The organism is Aeromonas mytilicola subsp. aquatica, assembly GCF_044336385.1.
Taxonomy (GTDB): Bacteria; Pseudomonadota; Gammaproteobacteria; order Enterobacterales; family Aeromonadaceae; genus Aeromonas; species Aeromonas rivipollensis.
This window is the reverse complement of the sequence record NZ_CP172298.1, coordinates 244,292-260,000: the sequence shown is the minus strand read 5'-3', so window position 1 is coordinate 260,000 and position 15,709 is coordinate 244,292. Positions and strand designations below refer to the sequence as shown.

The 15,709-nt window shown below is 55.1% G+C and carries 29 protein-coding genes; 1 reads left to right on the top strand and 28 read right to left on the bottom strand.

Annotation, left to right across the window (positions count from 1 at the left end; all coding sequences use genetic code 11):
* Positions 1-16: 16 nt before the first annotated feature.
* From rpsD to rpsJ, 26 genes are all read right to left on the bottom strand, one after another.
* A complete protein-coding gene (gene rpsD / locus ACFWHB_RS01295) occupies positions 17-637 on the bottom strand; it encodes a 30S ribosomal protein S4 (protein ID WP_010672568.1) in 621 nt (206 codons plus the stop codon).
* A 39-nt stretch (positions 638-676) separates the two neighbouring features.
* Positions 677-1,066 carry a 30S ribosomal protein S11 gene (gene rpsK, locus ACFWHB_RS01290; protein ID WP_005319702.1) on the bottom strand — a complete coding sequence of 130 codons (390 nt, stop codon included), beginning with the start codon at positions 1,064-1,066 and terminating at the stop codon, positions 677-679.
* Positions 1,067-1,080: 14 nt separating this feature from the next.
* Positions 1,081-1,437, bottom strand: a complete 357-nt coding sequence (rpsM, locus tag ACFWHB_RS01285; RefSeq protein ID WP_005307991.1) for a 30S ribosomal protein S13 — start codon at positions 1,435-1,437, stop codon at positions 1,081-1,083.
* Between the two features lie 139 nt (positions 1,438-1,576).
* Positions 1,577-1,690 carry a 50S ribosomal protein L36 gene (gene rpmJ, locus ACFWHB_RS01280; protein WP_005319705.1) on the bottom strand — a complete coding sequence of 38 codons (114 nt, stop codon included), beginning with the start codon at positions 1,688-1,690 and terminating at the stop codon, positions 1,577-1,579.
* A 27-nt stretch (positions 1,691-1,717) separates the two neighbouring features.
* A complete protein-coding gene (gene secY, locus ACFWHB_RS01275; protein ID WP_005307989.1) occupies positions 1,718-3,046 on the bottom strand; it encodes a preprotein translocase subunit SecY in 1,329 nt (442 codons plus the stop codon).
* An 8-nt stretch (positions 3,047-3,054) separates the two neighbouring features.
* On the bottom strand, positions 3,055-3,492 hold the full coding sequence (gene rplO / locus ACFWHB_RS01270) for a 50S ribosomal protein L15 (RefSeq protein WP_025325390.1): 438 nt from the start codon (positions 3,490-3,492) through the stop codon (positions 3,055-3,057).
* Between the two features lie 2 nt (positions 3,493-3,494).
* Positions 3,495-3,674, bottom strand: a complete 180-nt coding sequence (gene rpmD, locus ACFWHB_RS01265; protein WP_005307985.1) for a 50S ribosomal protein L30 — start codon at positions 3,672-3,674, stop codon at positions 3,495-3,497.
* A 6-nt stretch (positions 3,675-3,680) separates the two neighbouring features.
* Entirely contained in the window at positions 3,681-4,181 is a 501-nt protein-coding gene (rpsE, locus tag ACFWHB_RS01260) for a 30S ribosomal protein S5 (protein WP_005340605.1), read from the bottom strand.
* A gap of 14 nt (positions 4,182-4,195) precedes the next feature.
* Positions 4,196-4,549, bottom strand: coding sequence for a 50S ribosomal protein L18 (rplR, locus tag ACFWHB_RS01255; RefSeq protein WP_033130012.1), 354 nt, complete (start codon positions 4,547-4,549; stop codon positions 4,196-4,198).
* A 9-nt stretch (positions 4,550-4,558) separates the two neighbouring features.
* The gene (gene rplF, locus ACFWHB_RS01250; RefSeq protein ID WP_106885233.1) at positions 4,559-5,092 is read right to left on the bottom strand and encodes a 50S ribosomal protein L6; all 534 of its coding nucleotides are present in this window, start codon (positions 5,090-5,092) and stop codon (positions 4,559-4,561) included.
* Positions 5,093-5,105: 13 nt separating this feature from the next.
* Positions 5,106-5,498: a 30S ribosomal protein S8 gene (gene rpsH, locus ACFWHB_RS01245; RefSeq protein WP_005307980.1), complete on the bottom strand. Its 393-nt coding sequence runs from the start codon at positions 5,496-5,498 to the stop codon at positions 5,106-5,108.
* 19 nt (positions 5,499-5,517) lie between these two features.
* On the bottom strand, positions 5,518-5,823 hold the full coding sequence (gene rpsN, locus ACFWHB_RS01240; protein WP_005331161.1) for a 30S ribosomal protein S14: 306 nt from the start codon (positions 5,821-5,823) through the stop codon (positions 5,518-5,520).
* A gap of 10 nt (positions 5,824-5,833) precedes the next feature.
* A complete protein-coding gene (gene rplE, locus ACFWHB_RS01235; protein WP_005331162.1) occupies positions 5,834-6,373 on the bottom strand; it encodes a 50S ribosomal protein L5 in 540 nt (179 codons plus the stop codon).
* A 13-nt stretch (positions 6,374-6,386) separates the two neighbouring features.
* Positions 6,387-6,704, bottom strand: coding sequence for a 50S ribosomal protein L24 (gene rplX, locus ACFWHB_RS01230; protein ID WP_025325387.1), 318 nt, complete (start codon positions 6,702-6,704; stop codon positions 6,387-6,389).
* Positions 6,705-6,715: 11 nt separating this feature from the next.
* Positions 6,716-7,084, bottom strand: a complete 369-nt coding sequence (gene rplN / locus ACFWHB_RS01225) for a 50S ribosomal protein L14 (RefSeq protein WP_005307975.1) — start codon at positions 7,082-7,084, stop codon at positions 6,716-6,718.
* Between the two features lie 148 nt (positions 7,085-7,232).
* Positions 7,233-7,481 (bottom strand): 30S ribosomal protein S17, encoded by a 249-nt coding sequence (gene rpsQ, locus ACFWHB_RS01220; protein WP_005307966.1) that lies wholly within the window; start codon positions 7,479-7,481, stop codon positions 7,233-7,235.
* The gene (gene rpmC / locus ACFWHB_RS01215; protein ID WP_005319733.1) at positions 7,481-7,672 is read right to left on the bottom strand and encodes a 50S ribosomal protein L29; all 192 of its coding nucleotides are present in this window, start codon (positions 7,670-7,672) and stop codon (positions 7,481-7,483) included. Before rpmC ends, rpsQ begins: the two co-directional genes overlap by 1 nt.
* On the bottom strand, positions 7,672-8,085 hold the full coding sequence (gene rplP / locus ACFWHB_RS01210; RefSeq protein ID WP_005307963.1) for a 50S ribosomal protein L16: 414 nt from the start codon (positions 8,083-8,085) through the stop codon (positions 7,672-7,674). Before rplP ends, rpmC begins: the two co-directional genes overlap by 1 nt.
* A gap of 13 nt (positions 8,086-8,098) precedes the next feature.
* Positions 8,099-8,812, bottom strand: coding sequence for a 30S ribosomal protein S3 (gene rpsC, locus ACFWHB_RS01205; protein ID WP_005331168.1), 714 nt, complete (start codon positions 8,810-8,812; stop codon positions 8,099-8,101).
* 3 nt (positions 8,813-8,815) lie between these two features.
* Positions 8,816-9,160: a 50S ribosomal protein L22 gene (gene rplV, locus ACFWHB_RS01200; protein ID WP_005319741.1), complete on the bottom strand. Its 345-nt coding sequence runs from the start codon at positions 9,158-9,160 to the stop codon at positions 8,816-8,818.
* A 10-nt stretch (positions 9,161-9,170) separates the two neighbouring features.
* Positions 9,171-9,449, bottom strand: a complete 279-nt coding sequence (gene rpsS / locus ACFWHB_RS01195; protein WP_005307960.1) for a 30S ribosomal protein S19 — start codon at positions 9,447-9,449, stop codon at positions 9,171-9,173.
* 22 nt (positions 9,450-9,471) lie between these two features.
* Positions 9,472-10,293, bottom strand: coding sequence for a 50S ribosomal protein L2 (gene rplB / locus ACFWHB_RS01190; protein ID WP_005331177.1), 822 nt, complete (start codon positions 10,291-10,293; stop codon positions 9,472-9,474).
* Positions 10,294-10,308: 15 nt separating this feature from the next.
* The gene (gene rplW, locus ACFWHB_RS01185) at positions 10,309-10,611 is read right to left on the bottom strand and encodes a 50S ribosomal protein L23 (RefSeq protein WP_005331199.1); all 303 of its coding nucleotides are present in this window, start codon (positions 10,609-10,611) and stop codon (positions 10,309-10,311) included.
* On the bottom strand, positions 10,608-11,213 hold the full coding sequence (rplD, locus tag ACFWHB_RS01180; protein ID WP_025325386.1) for a 50S ribosomal protein L4: 606 nt from the start codon (positions 11,211-11,213) through the stop codon (positions 10,608-10,610). Before rplD ends, rplW begins: the two co-directional genes overlap by 4 nt.
* A gap of 17 nt (positions 11,214-11,230) precedes the next feature.
* Entirely contained in the window at positions 11,231-11,863 is a 633-nt protein-coding gene (rplC, locus tag ACFWHB_RS01175) for a 50S ribosomal protein L3 (RefSeq protein ID WP_025325385.1), read from the bottom strand.
* A 22-nt stretch (positions 11,864-11,885) separates the two neighbouring features.
* The gene (gene rpsJ / locus ACFWHB_RS01170) at positions 11,886-12,197 is read right to left on the bottom strand and encodes a 30S ribosomal protein S10 (RefSeq protein WP_005307944.1); all 312 of its coding nucleotides are present in this window, start codon (positions 12,195-12,197) and stop codon (positions 11,886-11,888) included.
* Between the two features lie 355 nt (positions 12,198-12,552).
* On the opposite strand from rpsJ, the gene ACFWHB_RS01165 reads away from it, so the two are divergent.
* Positions 12,553-13,467 carry a DMT family transporter gene (locus tag ACFWHB_RS01165; protein ID WP_139745052.1) on the top strand — a complete coding sequence of 305 codons (915 nt, stop codon included), beginning with the start codon at positions 12,553-12,555 and terminating at the stop codon, positions 13,465-13,467.
* Between the two features lie 37 nt (positions 13,468-13,504).
* Here ACFWHB_RS01165 and envZ read toward each other — a convergent pair whose 3' ends face one another.
* Positions 13,505-14,815: a two-component system sensor histidine kinase EnvZ gene (gene envZ / locus ACFWHB_RS01160; protein ID WP_290071272.1), complete on the bottom strand. Its 1,311-nt coding sequence runs from the start codon at positions 14,813-14,815 to the stop codon at positions 13,505-13,507.
* Positions 14,812-15,531: an osmolarity response regulator transcription factor OmpR gene (gene ompR, locus ACFWHB_RS01155; RefSeq protein WP_111911588.1), complete on the bottom strand. Its 720-nt coding sequence runs from the start codon at positions 15,529-15,531 to the stop codon at positions 14,812-14,814. The genes envZ and ompR overlap by 4 nt, the downstream gene beginning before the upstream one ends.
* Between the last annotated feature and the right edge of the window lie 178 nt (positions 15,532-15,709).

Here is a 15,709-nt window from a genome sequence, read left to right as displayed (position 1 = left end):
TCTTTAGAAGCTAGCTTTACTTGGAGTAAAGCTCGACGATCAGCTGTTCGTTAATGTCGGCAGACAGGTCGGAACGCTCTGGCAGGCGCTTGAAGGCACCTTCCATCTTAGCAGCGTCAACCTCTACCCAAGTCGGCTTCTCGCGCTGACCAGCAACTTCCAGGGAAGCTTTGATACGCGCTTGCTTCTTAGCCTTCTCGCGAACGCAGATCACGTCCTCAGGGGATACCTGGAAAGAAGGAACATTCACAACGCGGCCGTTTACCATGATGGCTTTGTGGCTCACCAGCTGACGAGACTCAGCACGAGTGGCGCCGAAGCCCATGCGGTAGACGACGTTGTCCAGACGACCTTCCAGCAGCTGCAACAGGTTTTCACCGGTGTTACCCTTTTGACGGGCAGCGTCGCGGTAGTAGTTGCGGAACTGTTTTTCCAATACGCCGTAGATACGACGTACTTTTTGTTTCTCGCGCAGTTGCACGCCATAGTCAGACAGACGCGCTTTACGCGCACCATGTTGACCAGGAACGGTGTCAATCTTGCACTTAGAATCAATCGCACGAACACCAGACTTCAGGAAGAGGTCGGTGCCCTCACGACGGCTAAGCTTAAGCTTAGGACCGATATATCTTGCCATCTTCTTTCTCCAACAATCCTAGACCAAGTAGCTACAGCGTTATACGCGGCGCTTCTTGGGAGGACGACAACCGTTGTGCGGGATCGGAGTCACATCAGTAATATTAGTGATGCGGAAACCAGCCGCGTTCAGAGCGCGGATGGAAGACTCACGACCGGGACCCGGACCTTTGACCATGACTTCCAGGTTCTTCACGCCGTATTCTTTGGCGATCTCACCAGCACGCTCAGCAGCTACCTGGGCAGCAAACGGAGTGGACTTACGGGAACCACGGAAACCTGAACCACCGGAGGTAGCCCATGACAGAGCATTGCCCTGACGGTCAGTAATGGTCACGATTGTGTTGTTGAAAGATGCATGAACGTGCGCAATACCGTCGCTCACTTGCTTTTTAACGCGCTTGCGAGCACGAGTCGGAGTTTTAGCCATTTTCTACCTTCCCGTTACTTCTTGATAGCCTTGCGCGGACCCTTACGGGTACGAGCGTTGGTCTTGGTACGTTGACCACGAACAGGCAGGCTACGACGGTGACGCAAACCACGGTAGCAACCCAGATCCATCAAGCGTTTGATGTTCATGGAAATCTGACGACGCAAGTCACCTTCAACGGTGAATTTACCTACTTGCTCGCGCAGACTTTCGATCTGAGCTTCGTCCAAGTCTTTAATTTTCACATTCTCAGCAATACCGGCTGCGGCACAGATGGCCTTGGAGCGGGTACGACCGACGCCATAAATCGCAGTCAACGCAATGACTGCATGCTTATGGTCAGGAATGTTAATGCCAGCGATACGGGCCACTGTTCACTCCTACTTAGCGTAGATAACGACCACCACAAAGCCCGTGAGCGGATACGTGGCGGTCAACCAATACACAACAAAAGTTGGCTGGCTATATTAGCCAGCACAACTATTTGTTGCAAGTACTAACCGTAAAAAATTAGCCTTGGCGCTGTTTATGCTTTGGCTCGCTGCAAATCACACGCACCACACCGTGACGCTTGATGATTTTGCAGTTACGGCAGATTGCCTTAACGGAAGCACGAACTTTCATTGCTTAACTCCGTAACTACGCCGACCTTTAGCGGCCGTAGCCCTTCAGGTTGGCCTTCCTCAGGACGTCGCCATATTGATGAGACATCATATGGGTCTGAACCTGAGCCATGAAGTCCATGATAACTACCACGATAATCAGCAGCGAAGTGCCACCGAAGTAGAACTGTACGTTCCAGGCAGTCATCAAGAACTGGGGTACCAGACAGATAAAGGTTATATAGAGCGCACCTGCCAATGTCAGGCGAGTCATAACCTTATCGATGTAACGTGCTGTCTGCTCGCCCGGGCGGATCCCCGGGATAAAGGCTCCACTCTTCTTCAGATTATCTGCTGTCTCGCGGGGGTTGAACACCAGCGCGGTATAGAAGAAGCAGAAGAAGATAATGGCTGCTGCATAGAGCATCTCATACAAGGGTTGACCCGGCTGCAGGACCATAGAGACCTGTTGCAAGATATCAGCCACCTTGCCCTCGCCCTGACCAAACCAAGAGGTAATGGTCCCTGGGAAGAGGATGATGCTGGATGCGAAAATCGCAGGAATCACACCGGCCATATTCACTTTCAACGGCAGGTGTGTGCTTTGCGCGGCGAATACCTGGCGGCCTTGTTGACGCTTGGCATAGTTGACGACGATACGACGCTGACCACGCTCCACGAACACCACAAAGTAAGTCACTGCGAAAACAATCAAGCCCAGCAACAACAACAGCAGGATGTGCAATTCCCCTTGACGTGCCTGTTCGGCCGTAGCGCCAATGGCATGAGGCAGACCAGCAACGATACCCGTGAAAATAATCAACGAGATACCATTACCAATCCCACGCTCGGTAATCTGTTCACCCAACCACATCAAGAACATGGTACCGGTGACCAGACTCACAACGGCCGTGAAATAGAAGCCCAAACCCGGATGAGTCACGAGTCCCTGCATCATATTCGGCAGACCGGTTGCAATACCAATGGCCTGGAACGTTCCCAAAACCAGCGTGCCCCAACGGGTATATTGGCTAATCTTGCGACGGCCGGATTCACCCTCTTTCTTGAGTTCAGCAAGAGCAGGATGAACCACAGTCAGCAGCTGGATAATGATCGACGCCGAAATGTACGGCATGATCCCCAGCGCAAGAATAGAAGCACGCGAGAGTGCACCACCACTGAACATGTTGAACATCTCAATGATGGTGCCCTTCTGTTGTTGGAACAACTCGGCCAGTACGGCGGCGTCAATACCAGGAATCGGCACATAAGAGCCTGCGCGGAACACGATAATTGCCCCGAGAACGAAGAGCAGACGGCTCTTCAGTTCACTCAGGCCACCTTGTGCTTTAACATCCAATCCTGGTTTCTTAGCCATTGTACTGATTATTCCTCGATTTTACCGCCAGCGGCCTCGATGGCTGCACGTGCACCTTTGGTGACGGACAGACCACGAACGGTCACAGCACGGTCAATGTTGCCAGACAGAACAACTTTAGCGAAAACGATGTTCTTGGTAACAACACCAGCTTGCTTCAGAGTGCTCAAATCGACCACATCACCTTCTACCAGGGCGATTTCGTTCAGGCGCACTTCGGCAGAAACCAAAGATTTGCGAGAGAAGAAACCGAACTTCGGCAGACGGATTTTCAAAGGCATCTGGCCACCCTCGAAACCGTTGCGGACTTTACCGCCACCGGAACGAGAAGTTTGACCTTTCACACCACGACCACCGGTCTTGCCCAGACCAGAACCGATACCACGGCCCGGACGGTGCTTAACACGCTTGGAACCAGCGGCCGGAGACAGAGTATTCAGACGCATGCTTAGCCCTCCACCTTAACCATGTAATAAACCTGGTTGATCATGCCGCGTACGCAGGGAGTATCTTCCAGCTCAACGGTGTGACCAATGCGACGCAGACCCAGACCACGCAGAGTCGCCTTGTGCTTTGGCAGACGGCCGATAGAGCTGCGAGTTTGAGTTACTTTTACAGTGTTAGCCATGTCGCATTACCCCAGAATTTCTTCAACGCGCAGACCACGCTTGGCAGCGATCTGTTCCGGTGATTGACCGTGAACCAGAGCGTCTACAGTTGCGCGAACAACGTTGATTGGGTTGGTGGAACCGTAGGTCTTGGCCAGCACGTTGTGGATACCGGCAACTTCCAGTACGGCACGCATGGCGCCGCCTGCAATGATACCAGTACCTTGTGAGGCCGGCTTCATGAACACGGTGGAACCGGAGTGAACACCGCGCACCGGGTGGTGCAGAGTGCCATTGTTCAGTTCAACCTTGTTCAGGTTACGCTTAGCCTGTTCCATAGCCTTTTGAATGGCAGCCGGAACTTCACGGGCCTTACCGTAACCGTAACCTACACGGCCGTTACCATCACCCACCACGGTCAACGCGGTGAAGGACATGATACGACCACCTTTAACAGTTTTCGAAACACGGTTTACTGCAATCAGCTTTTCTTGCAGTTCGCCGGCTTGAGATTCGACTTTAGCCATCTTCGACTCCTAGCTTAGAACTGAAGACCAGCGTCACGAGCAGCGGTAGCCAGAGCGGCTACACGACCGTGATACTTGAAACCGGAACGATCGAAAGATACGTTCTGAACGCCTTTGGCAATAGCACGCTCAGCGATTGCTTTACCTACTGCGGTAGCTGCATCTGCATTACCGGTAGATTTGAGCGCTTCACTGATGGCTTTCTCTACTGTAGAAGCAGAGGCCAGAACTTCGGAACCGTTGGCTGCGATAACCTGCGCATAGATATGACGCGGGGTACGGTGAACAACCAGACGGGTAGCTCCCAGTTCCTGCATCTTTTTCCGAGCACGAGTAGCACGACGGAGACGAGCTGCTTTCTTGTCCATAGTGTTACCTTACTTCTTCTTAGCTTCTTTAGTACGCACTTGCTCGTTGGCATAGCGTACACCCTTGCCCTTGTAGGGCTCCGGAGCGCGGTAAGAACGGATATCGGCGGCGACTTGGCCAACCAGCTGCTTGTCCACACCACGCAGAATGATCTCTGTGGCGGACGGACATTCAGCGGTGACACCAGCCGGCAGCGCATGCTCAACCGGGTGAGAGAAGCCCAGAGCCAGCGCGACAGCATTGCCCTTGATGGAGGCTTTGTAGCCAACACCAACCAGCTGCAGCTTGCGCTCGAAGCCTTGGGTAACACCGATTACCATGTTGTTAGCCAATGCACGTGCAGTACCGGCCTGAGCGTCAGCACCAGCGATGCCGTCGCGCGGGGCGAACTTCAGTACATTGTCTTCTTTGGTCACTTCTACACCGGCGTGGATGGAACGAACCAGAGAACCTTTACCACCTTTGATGGACAGTTCCTGACCGTTCAGAGTCACCTCTACGCCAGCAGGAATAGTGACGGGTGCCTTAGCAACGCGAGACATTTCCGACCTCCTATTAAGCGACGTAGCAGATGATCTCACCACCCATGCTTGCCTTGCGGGCAGCACGGTCGGTCATCACACCTTTAGACGTGGACACGATAGCAACACCGAGACCGCCCATGACTTTCGGCAGATCAGTAGTGCGCTTGTAAATACGCAGGCCGGGACGGCTCACGCGTTGGATCAGTTCTACAACCGGCTTGCCCTGGAAATATTTCAGTTCAATTTCCAGTTCCGGCTTCACATCACCTGCTACGGAGTAGCCAGCGATGTAACCTTCTTCCTTCAGCACTTTGGCAATAGCCACTTTCAGCTTGGAAGAAGGCATGGAAACCGCAACTTTGCTCGCCGCCTGACCGTTACGGATGCGGGTCAGCATATCCGCGATCGGATCTTGCATGCTCATAGTCTAACTCCCGAGATTCTTACCAAGAGGCCTTTTTGAGGCCCGGAATTTCGCCCTTCATGGCATGCTCACGCACCTTGATGCGAGAGAGGCCAAACTTCCGCAGGAAACCGTGCGGACGACCAGTGATGTTGCAACGGTTACGCTGGCGGGACGGACTGGAATCACGGGGCAGCTGTTGCAGTTGCAAGACAGCATCCCAACGCGCTTCTTCAGAAGCGTTCATATCAACGATGATAGCTTTCAGCTCGGTACGCTTGGTCGCGAACTTGGCTGCCAGCTTCGCACGCTTTGCTTCACGTGCTTTCATGGATGTTTTAGCCATAACCCTAACCTTACTTGCGGAATGGGAAGTTAAAGGCAGCCAGCAGAGCACGGCCTTCTTCGTCGGTATTCGCGGAAGTGGTGATGGTGATATCCAGACCACGGACGCGATCGACCTTGTCATAGTCGATTTCCGGGAAGATGATTTGCTCACGCACGCCCATGGAGTAGTTACCACGGCCATCAAACGCCTTAGCGTTCAGACCACGGAAGTCACGGATACGCGGTACGGAGATGCAAATCAGCCGTTCCAGGAACTCCCACATACGCTCGCCACGCAGGGTTACTTTACAACCTATCGGGTAGCCTTCACGAATCTTGAAGCCCGCAACAGATTTGCGTGCTTTGGTGATCAGCGGTTTCTGACCGGAAATGGCAGCCATATCGGCAGCAGCATTTTCCAGCAACTTCTTGTCAGAGATCGCTTCACCAACACCCATGTTCAGGGTGATTTTCTCGATCCGAGGGACTTGCATGATAGTCTTGTAACCGAACTGCTTGGACAGTTCATTTACTACATCGGATTTGTAGTAATCATGCAGTTTCGCCATCGTTAAACTCCAATTACTTCACAAGTTCGCCGGTGGATTTGAAGAAACGGACTTTCTTGCCGTCTTCAATCCGGAAACCAACGCGGTCAGCCTTGCCAGTGGCAGAGTTGAACAGCGCGATGTTAGATACATCGATGGGGGCTTCTTTGGTGACGATACCGCCAGCCTGACCCAATGCGGGTACCGGCTTCTGGTGTTTCTTCACCTGGTTGATGCCTTCCACGATTACCTTACCTTTTGCAATCAGGACTTGAGTGACTTTGCCACGCTTGCCCTTGTCTTTGCCGGTAAGAACAATTACTTCGTCTTCGCGACGGATTTTCGCTGCCATCGTTCGACTCCTTACAGTACTTCGGGTGCCAGGGACACAATCTTCATGAACTTCTCATTACGGAGTTCACGGGTCACCGGGCCAAAAATACGAGTACCGATTGGCTGTTGGTTGTTGTTAAGCAACACAGCCGCATTGTTGTCGAAACGGATGACAGAGCCGTCCGGACGACGAACGCCTTTACGGGTGCGTACGACCACCGCGTTATACACATCACCTTTCTTCACTTTACCGCGAGGAATAGCTTCCTTGATGGAAACCTTGATGATGTCGCCGATGCCGGCATAACGGCGGTGCGAACCACCCAGAACCTTAATACACATTACACTGCGAGCGCCGGAGTTGTCGGCAACACCCAGCATACTTTGCATCTGGATCATCTTAGTGCTCCGCTTTGTTTACTTCTTATCCCTAATGGGATCTGGCTGCCTTCAAAAGGCGCGAAACTATAACACAGGTATTTTTGAAAAGGTAGCCTAAAAAACAAACGGCCCCGATGGGGGGCCGTTTGGGCTAAAAAGTACCGAATTAGGCCTTTTCTACGACAGCAACCAGGGTCCAGGACTTGGTCTTGGACAGCGGGCGGCATTCGCGGATTTCCACGAGATCGCCAGCTTTACACTCGTTGTTCTCGTCATGTACGTGCAGCTTGGTAGTGCGCTTGATGATCTTACCGTAGATCGGGTGCTTTACCTTGCGCTCGATAGCGACGGTGATGGACTTGTCCATCTTGTCGCTAATTACACGACCTTGCAGAGTACGGATCTTGTCAGTCATTACGCACCTGCCTTCTCAGTCAGTACAGTCTTGATACGTGCGACGTCACGACGCACTTGTTTCAGAGTGTGAGTCTGAGCCAGCTGGCCAGTGGAAGCTTGCATGCGCATGTTGAATTGCTCACGCAGCAGACCCAGCAGCTCCTGGTTCAGTTCATCGACGCTCTTTTGACGCAGATCTTGGGCTTTCATCACATCACCGTCTTAATTACGAAAGTGGTCTGAACGGACAGCTTAGCTGCGGCCAGGGCAAACGCTTCACGCGCCAGAGCCTCAGGTACACCATCCATCTCGTACAGAACCTTGCCAGGCTGGATCGGGCAGACCCAATATTCCACGTTGCCCTTACCTTTACCCATACGAACTTCGAGGGGCTTTTCGGTGATGGGCTTGTCCGGGAACACACGGATCCAGATCTTACCTTGACGCTTTACGTGACGGGTCATGGCACGACGGGCTGCTTCGATTTGACGAGCAGTCAGTTGACCACGAGATGTCGCCTTCAGGCCAAAGGTACCGAAGGATACTTCGTTACCAGAGTTGGCCAGACCGCGGTTACGACCCTTATGGGTCTTGCGGAATTTAGTACGCTTAGGTTGCAACATTTACCGAATCTCCTTACTTAGCAGCGCGGCGCTTGTTGTCACGCTTGGGCTTTGCAGGAGCTTGCTCTTGAGCAGCGGCAGCGTTAACAGCAGCCAGACCGCCCAGAACTTCGCCCTTGAAGATCCAAACTTTGACGCCGATCACACCGTAAGTGGTGTGGGCTTCAGAAGTTGCGTAGTCGATGTCGGCACGCAGGGTGTGCAAAGGCACACGACCTTCACGGTACCATTCGGTACGCGCGATTTCAGCGCCGCCCAGACGACCGGACACTTCTACTTTGATGCCCTTGGCACCCAGGCGCATGGCGTTCTGTACGGCGCGCTTCATAGCGCGACGGAACATTACGCGACGTTCCAGCTGAGAAGTGATGCTGTCGGCAACGAGTTTGCCATCCAGCTCCGGCTTGCGGACTTCGGAAATGTTGATCTGAGCAGGCACGCCAGCAATAGCGGCTACGGCTTTGCGCAGTTTCTCAACGTCTTCGCCTTTCTTGCCGATCACGACACCCGGACGAGCGGTGTGAATGGTCACACGGATGCTCTTGGCCGGACGCTCGATGGTGATCTTGGACAAGGAAGCGTTTTTCAGCTCCTTGGTCAGGAACTGGCGTACTTGGAAATCGCTGTACAGGTTGTCAGCGAAGTCTTTGGTGTTCGCGAACCAGGTAGAATTCCAAGGCTTGGTAATACCCAGGCGAATGCCATTAGGATGTACTTTCTGACCCATTGCTTATCTCCCAGCCTTAGCGTCGGATACCACTACAGTGATGTGAGCGGTACGCTTGAGGATACGATCCGCGCGACCTTTGGCACGCGGGCGGATGCGCTTCATGGAGGGACCTTCGTCTACCATGATGGTGGCAACACGCAGGGCGTCGATGTCGGCGCCTTCGTTGTGCTCAGCGTTTGCAATGGCAGATTCCAGCACTTTCTTCACCAGAACCGCAGCCTTTTTCGGGCTGAAGGTCAGGATGTTCAGAGCCTTGTCTACGGACAGACCACGTACTTGATCGGCTACCAGACGAGCTTTCTGGGCAGAAGTACGGGCATAACGGTGTTTAGCGATAGCTTCCATCATTTATCCCTTAGCGCTTCTTAGCCTTCTTATCAGCAGCATGGCCGCGATAAGTACGAGTCGGTGCGAATTCACCCAGTTTGTGACCGATCATTTCTTCGGTAACGAAAACCGGAACGTGCTGACGACCATTATGGACAGCGATGGTCAAACCGATCATGTTCGGGATGATCATTGAACGACGGGACCAGGTCTTAACCGGCTTTTTATCCCCGCTTTCCACCGCTTTCTCTACCTTCTTCAGCAAGTGCAGGTCAATAAATGGACCCTTCTTGAGAGAACGTGGCATGGTGATTCCTCTATGTTAACAATTACTTGTTACGACGACGTACGATGTACTTGTCGGTACGCTTGTTCTTACGGGTCTTGAAGCCCTTAGCCTTCTGGCCCCATGGGGACACAGGCTGCATGCCCTTGTTACGACCCTCACCACCACCGTGCGGGTGATCAACCGGGTTCATCGCCATACCGCGAACGGTCGGACGAATACCACGCCAGCGGTTTGCACCGGCTTTACCCAGTTGACGCAGCATGTGCTCGGAGTTACCCACTTCACCAATGGTGGCGCGGCACTCGGCCAGAACTTTACGTACTTCGCCGGAACGCAGACGCAGAGTTACATAGTTACCTTCACGAGCCAGAATCTGGATGAAAGTACCAGCGGAACGAGCCAGCTGGGCACCTTTACCAGGCTTCATTTCTACGGCGTGAACGGTAGAACCAACCGGGATGTTACGCATCGGCAGGGAGTTACCTACCTTGATCGCAGCATCAGCACCAGAAGCGATAGCATCACCTGCTTTCAGGCCTTTCGGAGCCAGGATGTAACGACGCTCACCGTCTGCATACAGCACCAGGGCGATGTTTGCGGTACGGTTAGGATCGTATTCCAGACGCTCTACTTTGGCCGGAATGCCGTCTTTGTCGCGTTTGAAGTCGACGATACGGTAGTGTTGCTTGTGACCACCACCGATATGACGGGTGGTGATACGGCCGTTGTTGTTACGACCACCGGACTTGCTTTTGCTGTCCAGCAGAGCGGCGAAGGGCTTGCCCTTGTACAGCTCTTGGTTGACGATCTTGACGACGTGGCGGCGGCCCGGAGAAGTAGGCTTGCACTTAACGATTGCCATTTTTGAGAACTCCTCTTACTCGGCTGCGCCCATGAAGTCGATGTCCTGACCAGCTTTCAGGGTCACATAAGCCTTTTTCCAATCGGAACGACGGCCTACACGCGCACCTGAGCGCTTGGTCTTACCCTTCATGTTCAGGGTACGGACGGTCTCAACTTCGACCTCGAACAGTTTCGCAACTGCAGCTTTGACTTCCGCCTTGGTGGCATCAACAGCAACTTTGAACACGATAGTGTTCTGCTTTTCTGCGACCATGGTGCTCTTTTCAGAGATGTGCGGAGCCTTCAGAACTTTCAACAGACGTTCTTCGCGGATCATGCCAGCATCTCCTCGATTTGCTTAACTGCGTCAGCAGTCATCAGAATCTTGTCGAAAGCGATCAGGCTGACCGGGTCGATACCGGCAACATCACGCACGTCGACCTTGTACAGGTTGCGAGCAGCCAGGAACAGGTTCTCATCGACTTCAGCAGTCACGATCAGAACGTCAGTCAGTTCCATTTCTTTCAGCTTGGCGATCAGTTCTTTGGTCTTCGGCGCTTCGATGCCGAATTTCTCGACAACGATCAGGCGCTCTTGACGTACCAGCTCGGACAGGATGCTACGGATAGCGCCGCGGTACATCTTCTTGTTTACTTTCTGGCTGTGATCTTGCGGCTTAGCAGCAAAGGTCACACCACCGGAACGCCAGATGGGCGAACGGATGGAGCCAGCACGGGCACGACCAGTACCCTTCTGACGCCACGGCTTTTTGCCGCCACCAGACACTTCAGAGCGAGTCAGCTGCGCACGAGTACCCTGACGGGCACCAGCGGCATATGCAACGACGACCTGGTGAACCAGAGCTTCGTTGAATTCGCGCCCGAAGGTAGTCTCGGAAACTTCAAGAGCGCTCTTGGCGTCTTTCATTACCAATTCCATTACTATCTCCTCAGACGTTACGCTTTGACGGCAGGTTTGACGATCACGTTGCCGTTGGTTGCACCCGGTACTGCGCCTTTGATGAGCAGCAGGTTGCGTTCAGCGTCAACACGAACCAGTTCCAGGTTCTGAGTCGTTACACGCTCAGCACCCATGTGACCAGCCATCTTTTTGCCCTTGAATACACGGCCCGGGGTCTGGTTTTGACCGATGGAGCCAGGTACACGGTGGGACAGGGAGTTACCGTGGGTCATATCCTGGGTGCGGAAGTTGTGGCGCTTTACAGTGCCTGCAAAACCTTTACCCTTGGATGTGCCGGTAACGTCAACCATCTTAACGTCAGCGAGAAGATCTACTTTCAGCTCGCTACCAACAGTGAAAGTTTCACCGTTGTTCAGGCGGAACTCCCACAGACCGCGACCGGCTTCTACACCAGCTTTGGCGAAGTGGCCAGCTTCCGGCTTGGTCACACGGCTGGCTTTCTTGGCGCCAGTGGTAACCTGAATAGCGTTGTAGCCGTCGGTTTCTACAGATTTGACCTGAGTTACACGGTTAGCTTCAACTTCGATAACAGTCACCGGGATAGAAACGCCATCTTCAGTGAAGATGCGAGTCATACCCACTTTGCGACCTACAAGACCGATTGTCATTGTTATCAACCTCTTTCCGTAATTAACCCAGGCTGATCTGGACGTCTACACCAGCTGCCAGATCCAGACGCATCAGGGCGTCTACGGTCTTGTCAGTCGGCTCAACGATGTCTACCAGACGCTTGTGAGTGCGGATCTCGTACTGATCACGCGCATCTTTGTTGACGTGCGGGGAGATCAGGACGGTGAAGCGCTCTTTGCGAGTCGGCAGCGGAATAGGACCGCGAACCTGCGCGCCGGTGCGCTTTGCAGTTTCAACGATTTCCGCAGTGGATTGATCGATCAGGCGATGATCAAAAGCCTTCAGGCGGATACGGATTCTTTGGTTCTGCATTGACAGAGCTCCAATAGATAAAAGAACATAAACCAACACCGCCCGACCGAGATTGCTCCCGCCAGAGGTGTGATTTTTCACGTTTCCTCCCATATCGGGAGGACTGTATGGCTGGCGACTCGTAAACGGGAAGCTCAGCAGCAGACATATCGTCTGGCATGCCTCATGGGCAAGCGGAGGGGATTATACGGATTTTTTCAATTCGCGCAAGAGAAGGCGGACAGATTGTGCGCAATTTTGTGTGACGGATGGATCTCGTCGGCGATCGCTCTCCTGCCAGCCACAAAGCGGTAACGACAATGTTGCAAACAGGCTGATAGACTGCCCCCTTGCCTCAGTCAGCGGAACGACCCCGATGCTCAAGAATCAGAAGAAAGCCTATCAATACGGACTCTGCGCCGTCGCCCTCTGGTCGACGGTAGCCACCGCCTTCAAGATATCCCTCGCCTACTTCGAGCCGGTGCAGTTGCTGCTGGTCGCCGCCATCACCTCGACTCTGACCCTGGGGTCCATCGTGGCGATCCAGGGCAAGCTGCCCCTGCTGCTGAGCTATCTCAGGGCCCGCCCTTTCTACTATCTGGCCCTGGGGGTGCTGAACCCCTTCCTTTACTACCTGTTGCTGTTCAAGGCCTATGATCTGCTGCCTGCCCAGCAGGCCCAGACCCTCAACTACACCTGGGCCATCACCTTGAGCTTGCTGGCCGTCCCCTTCCTCGGCCAGAAGCTCCGCCGCCGTGACGGCGTGGCCATAGTGCTTGGCTACTTCGGCGCCCTGGTGATCGCCACCAGGGGGGATGTGTTCGGCCTGCAGTTTGACAGCCCGCTCGGAGTGACGTTGGCCCTGGTCTCGACCCTCATCTGGGCCGGCTACTGGATCCTCAATACCCGCAATCAGGGGGATCCCATCGTCAGCCTGCTGCTCGGCTTCCTCATCAGCCTGCCTTTCATCGTGGTGGCGACCTGGCTGCTCGCCGACTTTGCCATGACCGCCTGGCAGGGCTGGCTCGGTGCCATCTATGTGGGACTGTTCGAGATGGGCTTCGGCTTTGTGCTCTGGCTGATGGCCCTGCGTCACGCCACCAACACGGCCCCCATCAGCAACCTCATCTTCATCTCGCCGTTTGCTTCGCTGGTGCTGCTCAACCTGCTGATCGGTGAAGCCATTCATCCCGCCACCCCCATAGGGCTGGCGCTGATCGTCGCCGCCCTGCTGATCCAGCAACTCAAATACGGCAAGCGCTACCGCAAGACGGCCGAGCCACAAGCCTGACAATGCAGAAGGGCGCATCCACTGATGCGCCCTTCGTTCAATCCATCCACTCCAGCGGCTGATGCTTGGGTAGCCGGATCTCCACCAGCAAGCCCCCCAGATCAGAGCGGCCCAGCCGGATGGTGCCGTGGTGCTGGGACACTATCTTGGCGACTATGGCCAGCCCCAGGCCACTGCCGCCGCCGGTGCGCGCCAGATTGCCCTGGGTAAAGGGCTTGAGCACCCGGGAATAGTCCTGCTCTGCTATCCCGGGGCCATTGTCGGATAGCCGCAACCTGACCCAGTGACCATCGTCCTTCAGCTCGGCCTGCAACCGGGTCGCACCATAACGTAATGCATTGCCCGACAGGTTGTTGAGGATGCGGCGGATGCTGATGGGATGGCAGGCCACCCGCACCGCCTGCTCCGGCAGGAGCAGCTCCACTTCCAACCCCTGATCGGTCTGCATCAGCAGCGCATCGTGGATGAGCTGGGTCAGGTCGATCGGATGGGCCTCCAGCCCCTCGTTCGGGCGTATGTAGTCGATGAACTGATCTATGATGCCGTTGGACTCGTCGATGTCCGCATTGATGCTCTCCTTGAGGTACTCATCCCCGGAGGACATCATCTCGGTCGCCAGCCGGATGCGGGTCAGGGGCGTACGCAGATCGTGGGAGACCCCGGCCATCATCAGGTTACGCTCTTCGATAAGGCCCTTGATGGAGTGCGACATGTGGTTGAAGGTGCGGGTCAGGCGGCGTACCTCCCGCGAACCGTGCTCTCCCAGGGCATCGGGGAACTGGCCCCGCGCAACGGCCACGGCCCCCGCCTCCAGATCTTCCAGCGGTCGCACCAGCTGGCGGGCAAAGCGCCAGGCCGCAAATAGGGTCACCACCAGCAGCACGCTCATGTAGATGATGAGAGGCTCTATGTCGTCATCCTCGATCTCGGTCAGGGGGATGCGCACCCACATCTGGCTGGCCTGGGGCGGCTGGATCCAGATGATGTAGTGGTCCTGGATCTCGACCCTGACCCTGGTTTCCCCCTTTAGCTCCCGGCTGATGTTCTCCTCCAGATAGGGGTAGGGCTTGGAATCCTTGAGTCCGTGCTGCTCCGCCTCGCTCTGGGTGTAGATGTCGCTGCCCGTGGTCACATAGACCAGCGCCTCGGCATCCTCGCTCAGTGCCAGCTGGTTGCTGTCGGCAGGGAAGATGAGCTTGACCTGATTGGCCAGCAGGTGGCTGATCTGCTTGACGGTGGGCGCCAGCAGATAGTTGTAGAAGGTGGCGTAGGAGACAACCTGATAGACCACCAGCACGGCGGCCAGGAACCAGAGCATGCGGGAGAACATGCTGCCCACTTTTTTCATTCCCCGTCACCGTCCGGCACGAAGACATAGCCCAGGCCCCACACTGTCTGCAGGTAACGGGGCTGGGCCGGGTCCTGCTCCAGCAGACGGCGCAGGCGGGAGACCTGCACATCTATGCTGCGCTCTGTGGCTGTGTATTCCCGGCCCCGGGCCAGGTTCATCAGCTTGTCCCGGGAGAGCGGCTCGCGAGGGTGGCTCACCAACACCTTGAGGACGGCAAACTCGCCGCTGGTCAGGGCGACCGGATCCCCGTCGCGGCTCAGCTCGCGGGTCGCCAGGTTGAGTTGATAGGCGCCAAAGCTCACCATCTTCTCGGCGGTGGACGGTGCGCCGGGCAGCTCGACGGTATGGCGGCGCAACACGGCGCGGATCCGGGCCAGCAACTCACGGGGGTTGAACGGCTTGGGCAGATAGTCATCCGCCCCCATCTCCAGACCGACGATGCGATCCACTTCGTCCCCCTTGGCGGTGAGCATCAGCACCGGGATCTGGTTGCCCGCCTCCCGCAGGCGGCGGCAGATGGAGAGTCCGTCCTCCCCCGGCAGCATCAGGTCGAGTACCATCAGGCTGAAGTTTTCGCGTGTCAGCAGGCGATCGGCCTGCTCTCCATTGGCAACGCCCCGCACCACAAATCCCTGTTCGGTGAGGTAACGCTCCAGCAGGGAGCGTAGTTTCAGGTCGTCGTCGACCACCAGGACCTTGTATTGCTGACTCATTGCCGCCTCTCCTCTCTGTCTCCTCCCAATACTAGGGCTCGCTCTGGCAACCACAAAGCATAAATATGTTACCGGTTATTACCCTTGGCCGGGGGATCTCGGGGATGGAACGGCGCCGAATGGGCCGCTTGTCATGCATTTCTGCTCGACACTCGGACGCCAATGGCTAAGATCCCGA

What these genes read in the sequence shown, in the direction of transcription:
- rpmC (WP_005319733.1), bottom strand. Translation starts at nt 7,672, where the DNA reads ATGAAAGCCCAAGATCTGCGTCAAAAGAGCGTCGATGAACTGAACCAG.
- rplW (WP_005331199.1), bottom strand. Translation starts at nt 10,611, where the DNA reads ATGATCCGCGAAGAACGTCTGTTGAAAGTTCTGAAGGCTCCGCACATC.
- rpsD (WP_010672568.1), bottom strand. Translation starts at nt 637, where the DNA reads ATGGCAAGATATATCGGTCCTAAGCTTAAGCTTAGCCGTCGTGAGGGC.
- rpsS (WP_005307960.1), bottom strand. Translation starts at nt 9,449, where the DNA reads ATGCCACGTTCTCTCAAGAAGGGTCCATTTATTGACCTGCACTTGCTG.
- rpsC (WP_005331168.1), bottom strand. Translation starts at nt 8,812, where the DNA reads ATGGGTCAGAAAGTACATCCTAATGGCATTCGCCTGGGTATTACCAAG.
- rplR (WP_033130012.1), bottom strand. Translation starts at nt 4,549, where the DNA reads ATGGACAAGAAAGCAGCTCGTCTCCGTCGTGCTACTCGTGCTCGGAAA.
- rplX (WP_025325387.1), bottom strand. Translation starts at nt 6,704, where the DNA reads ATGGCAGCGAAAATCCGTCGCGAAGACGAAGTAATTGTTCTTACCGGC.
- secY (WP_005307989.1), bottom strand. Translation starts at nt 3,046, where the DNA reads ATGGCTAAGAAACCAGGATTGGATGTTAAAGCACAAGGTGGCCTGAGT.
- ompR (WP_111911588.1), bottom strand. Translation starts at nt 15,531, where the DNA reads ATGAGTCAGCAATACAAGGTCCTGGTGGTCGACGACGACCTGAAACTA.
- rpsQ (WP_005307966.1), bottom strand. Translation starts at nt 7,481, where the DNA reads ATGACTGACAAGATCCGTACTCTGCAAGGTCGTGTAATTAGCGACAAG.
- rpsE (WP_005340605.1), bottom strand. Translation starts at nt 4,181, where the DNA reads ATGGCTAAAGTCGAATCTCAAGCCGGCGAACTGCAAGAAAAGCTGATT.
- rpsN (WP_005331161.1), bottom strand. Translation starts at nt 5,823, where the DNA reads ATGGCTAAAACATCCATGAAAGCACGTGAAGCAAAGCGTGCGAAGCTG.
- ACFWHB_RS01165 (WP_139745052.1), top strand. Translation starts at nt 12,553, where the DNA reads ATGCTCAAGAATCAGAAGAAAGCCTATCAATACGGACTCTGCGCCGTC.
- rpsH (WP_005307980.1), bottom strand. Translation starts at nt 5,498, where the DNA reads ATGAGCATGCAAGATCCGATCGCGGATATGCTGACCCGCATCCGTAAC.
- rpmD (WP_005307985.1), bottom strand. Translation starts at nt 3,674, where the DNA reads ATGGCTAACACTGTAAAAGTAACTCAAACTCGCAGCTCTATCGGCCGT.
- rpsJ (WP_005307944.1), bottom strand. Translation starts at nt 12,197, where the DNA reads ATGCAGAACCAAAGAATCCGTATCCGCCTGAAGGCTTTTGATCATCGC.
- rplB (WP_005331177.1), bottom strand. Translation starts at nt 10,293, where the DNA reads ATGGCAATCGTTAAGTGCAAGCCTACTTCTCCGGGCCGCCGCCACGTC.
- envZ (WP_290071272.1), bottom strand. Translation starts at nt 14,815, where the DNA reads ATGAAAAAAGTGGGCAGCATGTTCTCCCGCATGCTCTGGTTCCTGGCC.
- rplN (WP_005307975.1), bottom strand. Translation starts at nt 7,084, where the DNA reads ATGATCCAGATGCAAAGTATGCTGGGTGTTGCCGACAACTCCGGCGCT.
- rplO (WP_025325390.1), bottom strand. Translation starts at nt 3,492, where the DNA reads ATGCGTCTGAATACTCTGTCTCCGGCCGCTGGTTCCAAGCGTGTTAAG.
- rpsK (WP_005319702.1), bottom strand. Translation starts at nt 1,066, where the DNA reads ATGGCTAAAACTCCGACTCGTGCTCGCAAGCGCGTTAAAAAGCAAGTG.
- rplC (WP_025325385.1), bottom strand. Translation starts at nt 11,863, where the DNA reads ATGACAATCGGTCTTGTAGGTCGCAAAGTGGGTATGACTCGCATCTTC.
- rplE (WP_005331162.1), bottom strand. Translation starts at nt 6,373, where the DNA reads ATGGCGAAACTGCATGATTACTACAAATCCGATGTAGTAAATGAACTG.
- rplV (WP_005319741.1), bottom strand. Translation starts at nt 9,160, where the DNA reads ATGGAAGCTATCGCTAAACACCGTTATGCCCGTACTTCTGCCCAGAAA.
- rpmJ (WP_005319705.1), bottom strand. Translation starts at nt 1,690, where the DNA reads ATGAAAGTTCGTGCTTCCGTTAAGGCAATCTGCCGTAACTGCAAAATC.
- rplD (WP_025325386.1), bottom strand. Translation starts at nt 11,213, where the DNA reads ATGGAATTGGTAATGAAAGACGCCAAGAGCGCTCTTGAAGTTTCCGAG.
- rplF (WP_106885233.1), bottom strand. Translation starts at nt 5,092, where the DNA reads ATGTCTCGCGTTGCTAAGGCACCCGTCACTATTCCTGCTGGCGTAGAG.
- rplP (WP_005307963.1), bottom strand. Translation starts at nt 8,085, where the DNA reads ATGTTGCAACCTAAGCGTACTAAATTCCGCAAGACCCATAAGGGTCGT.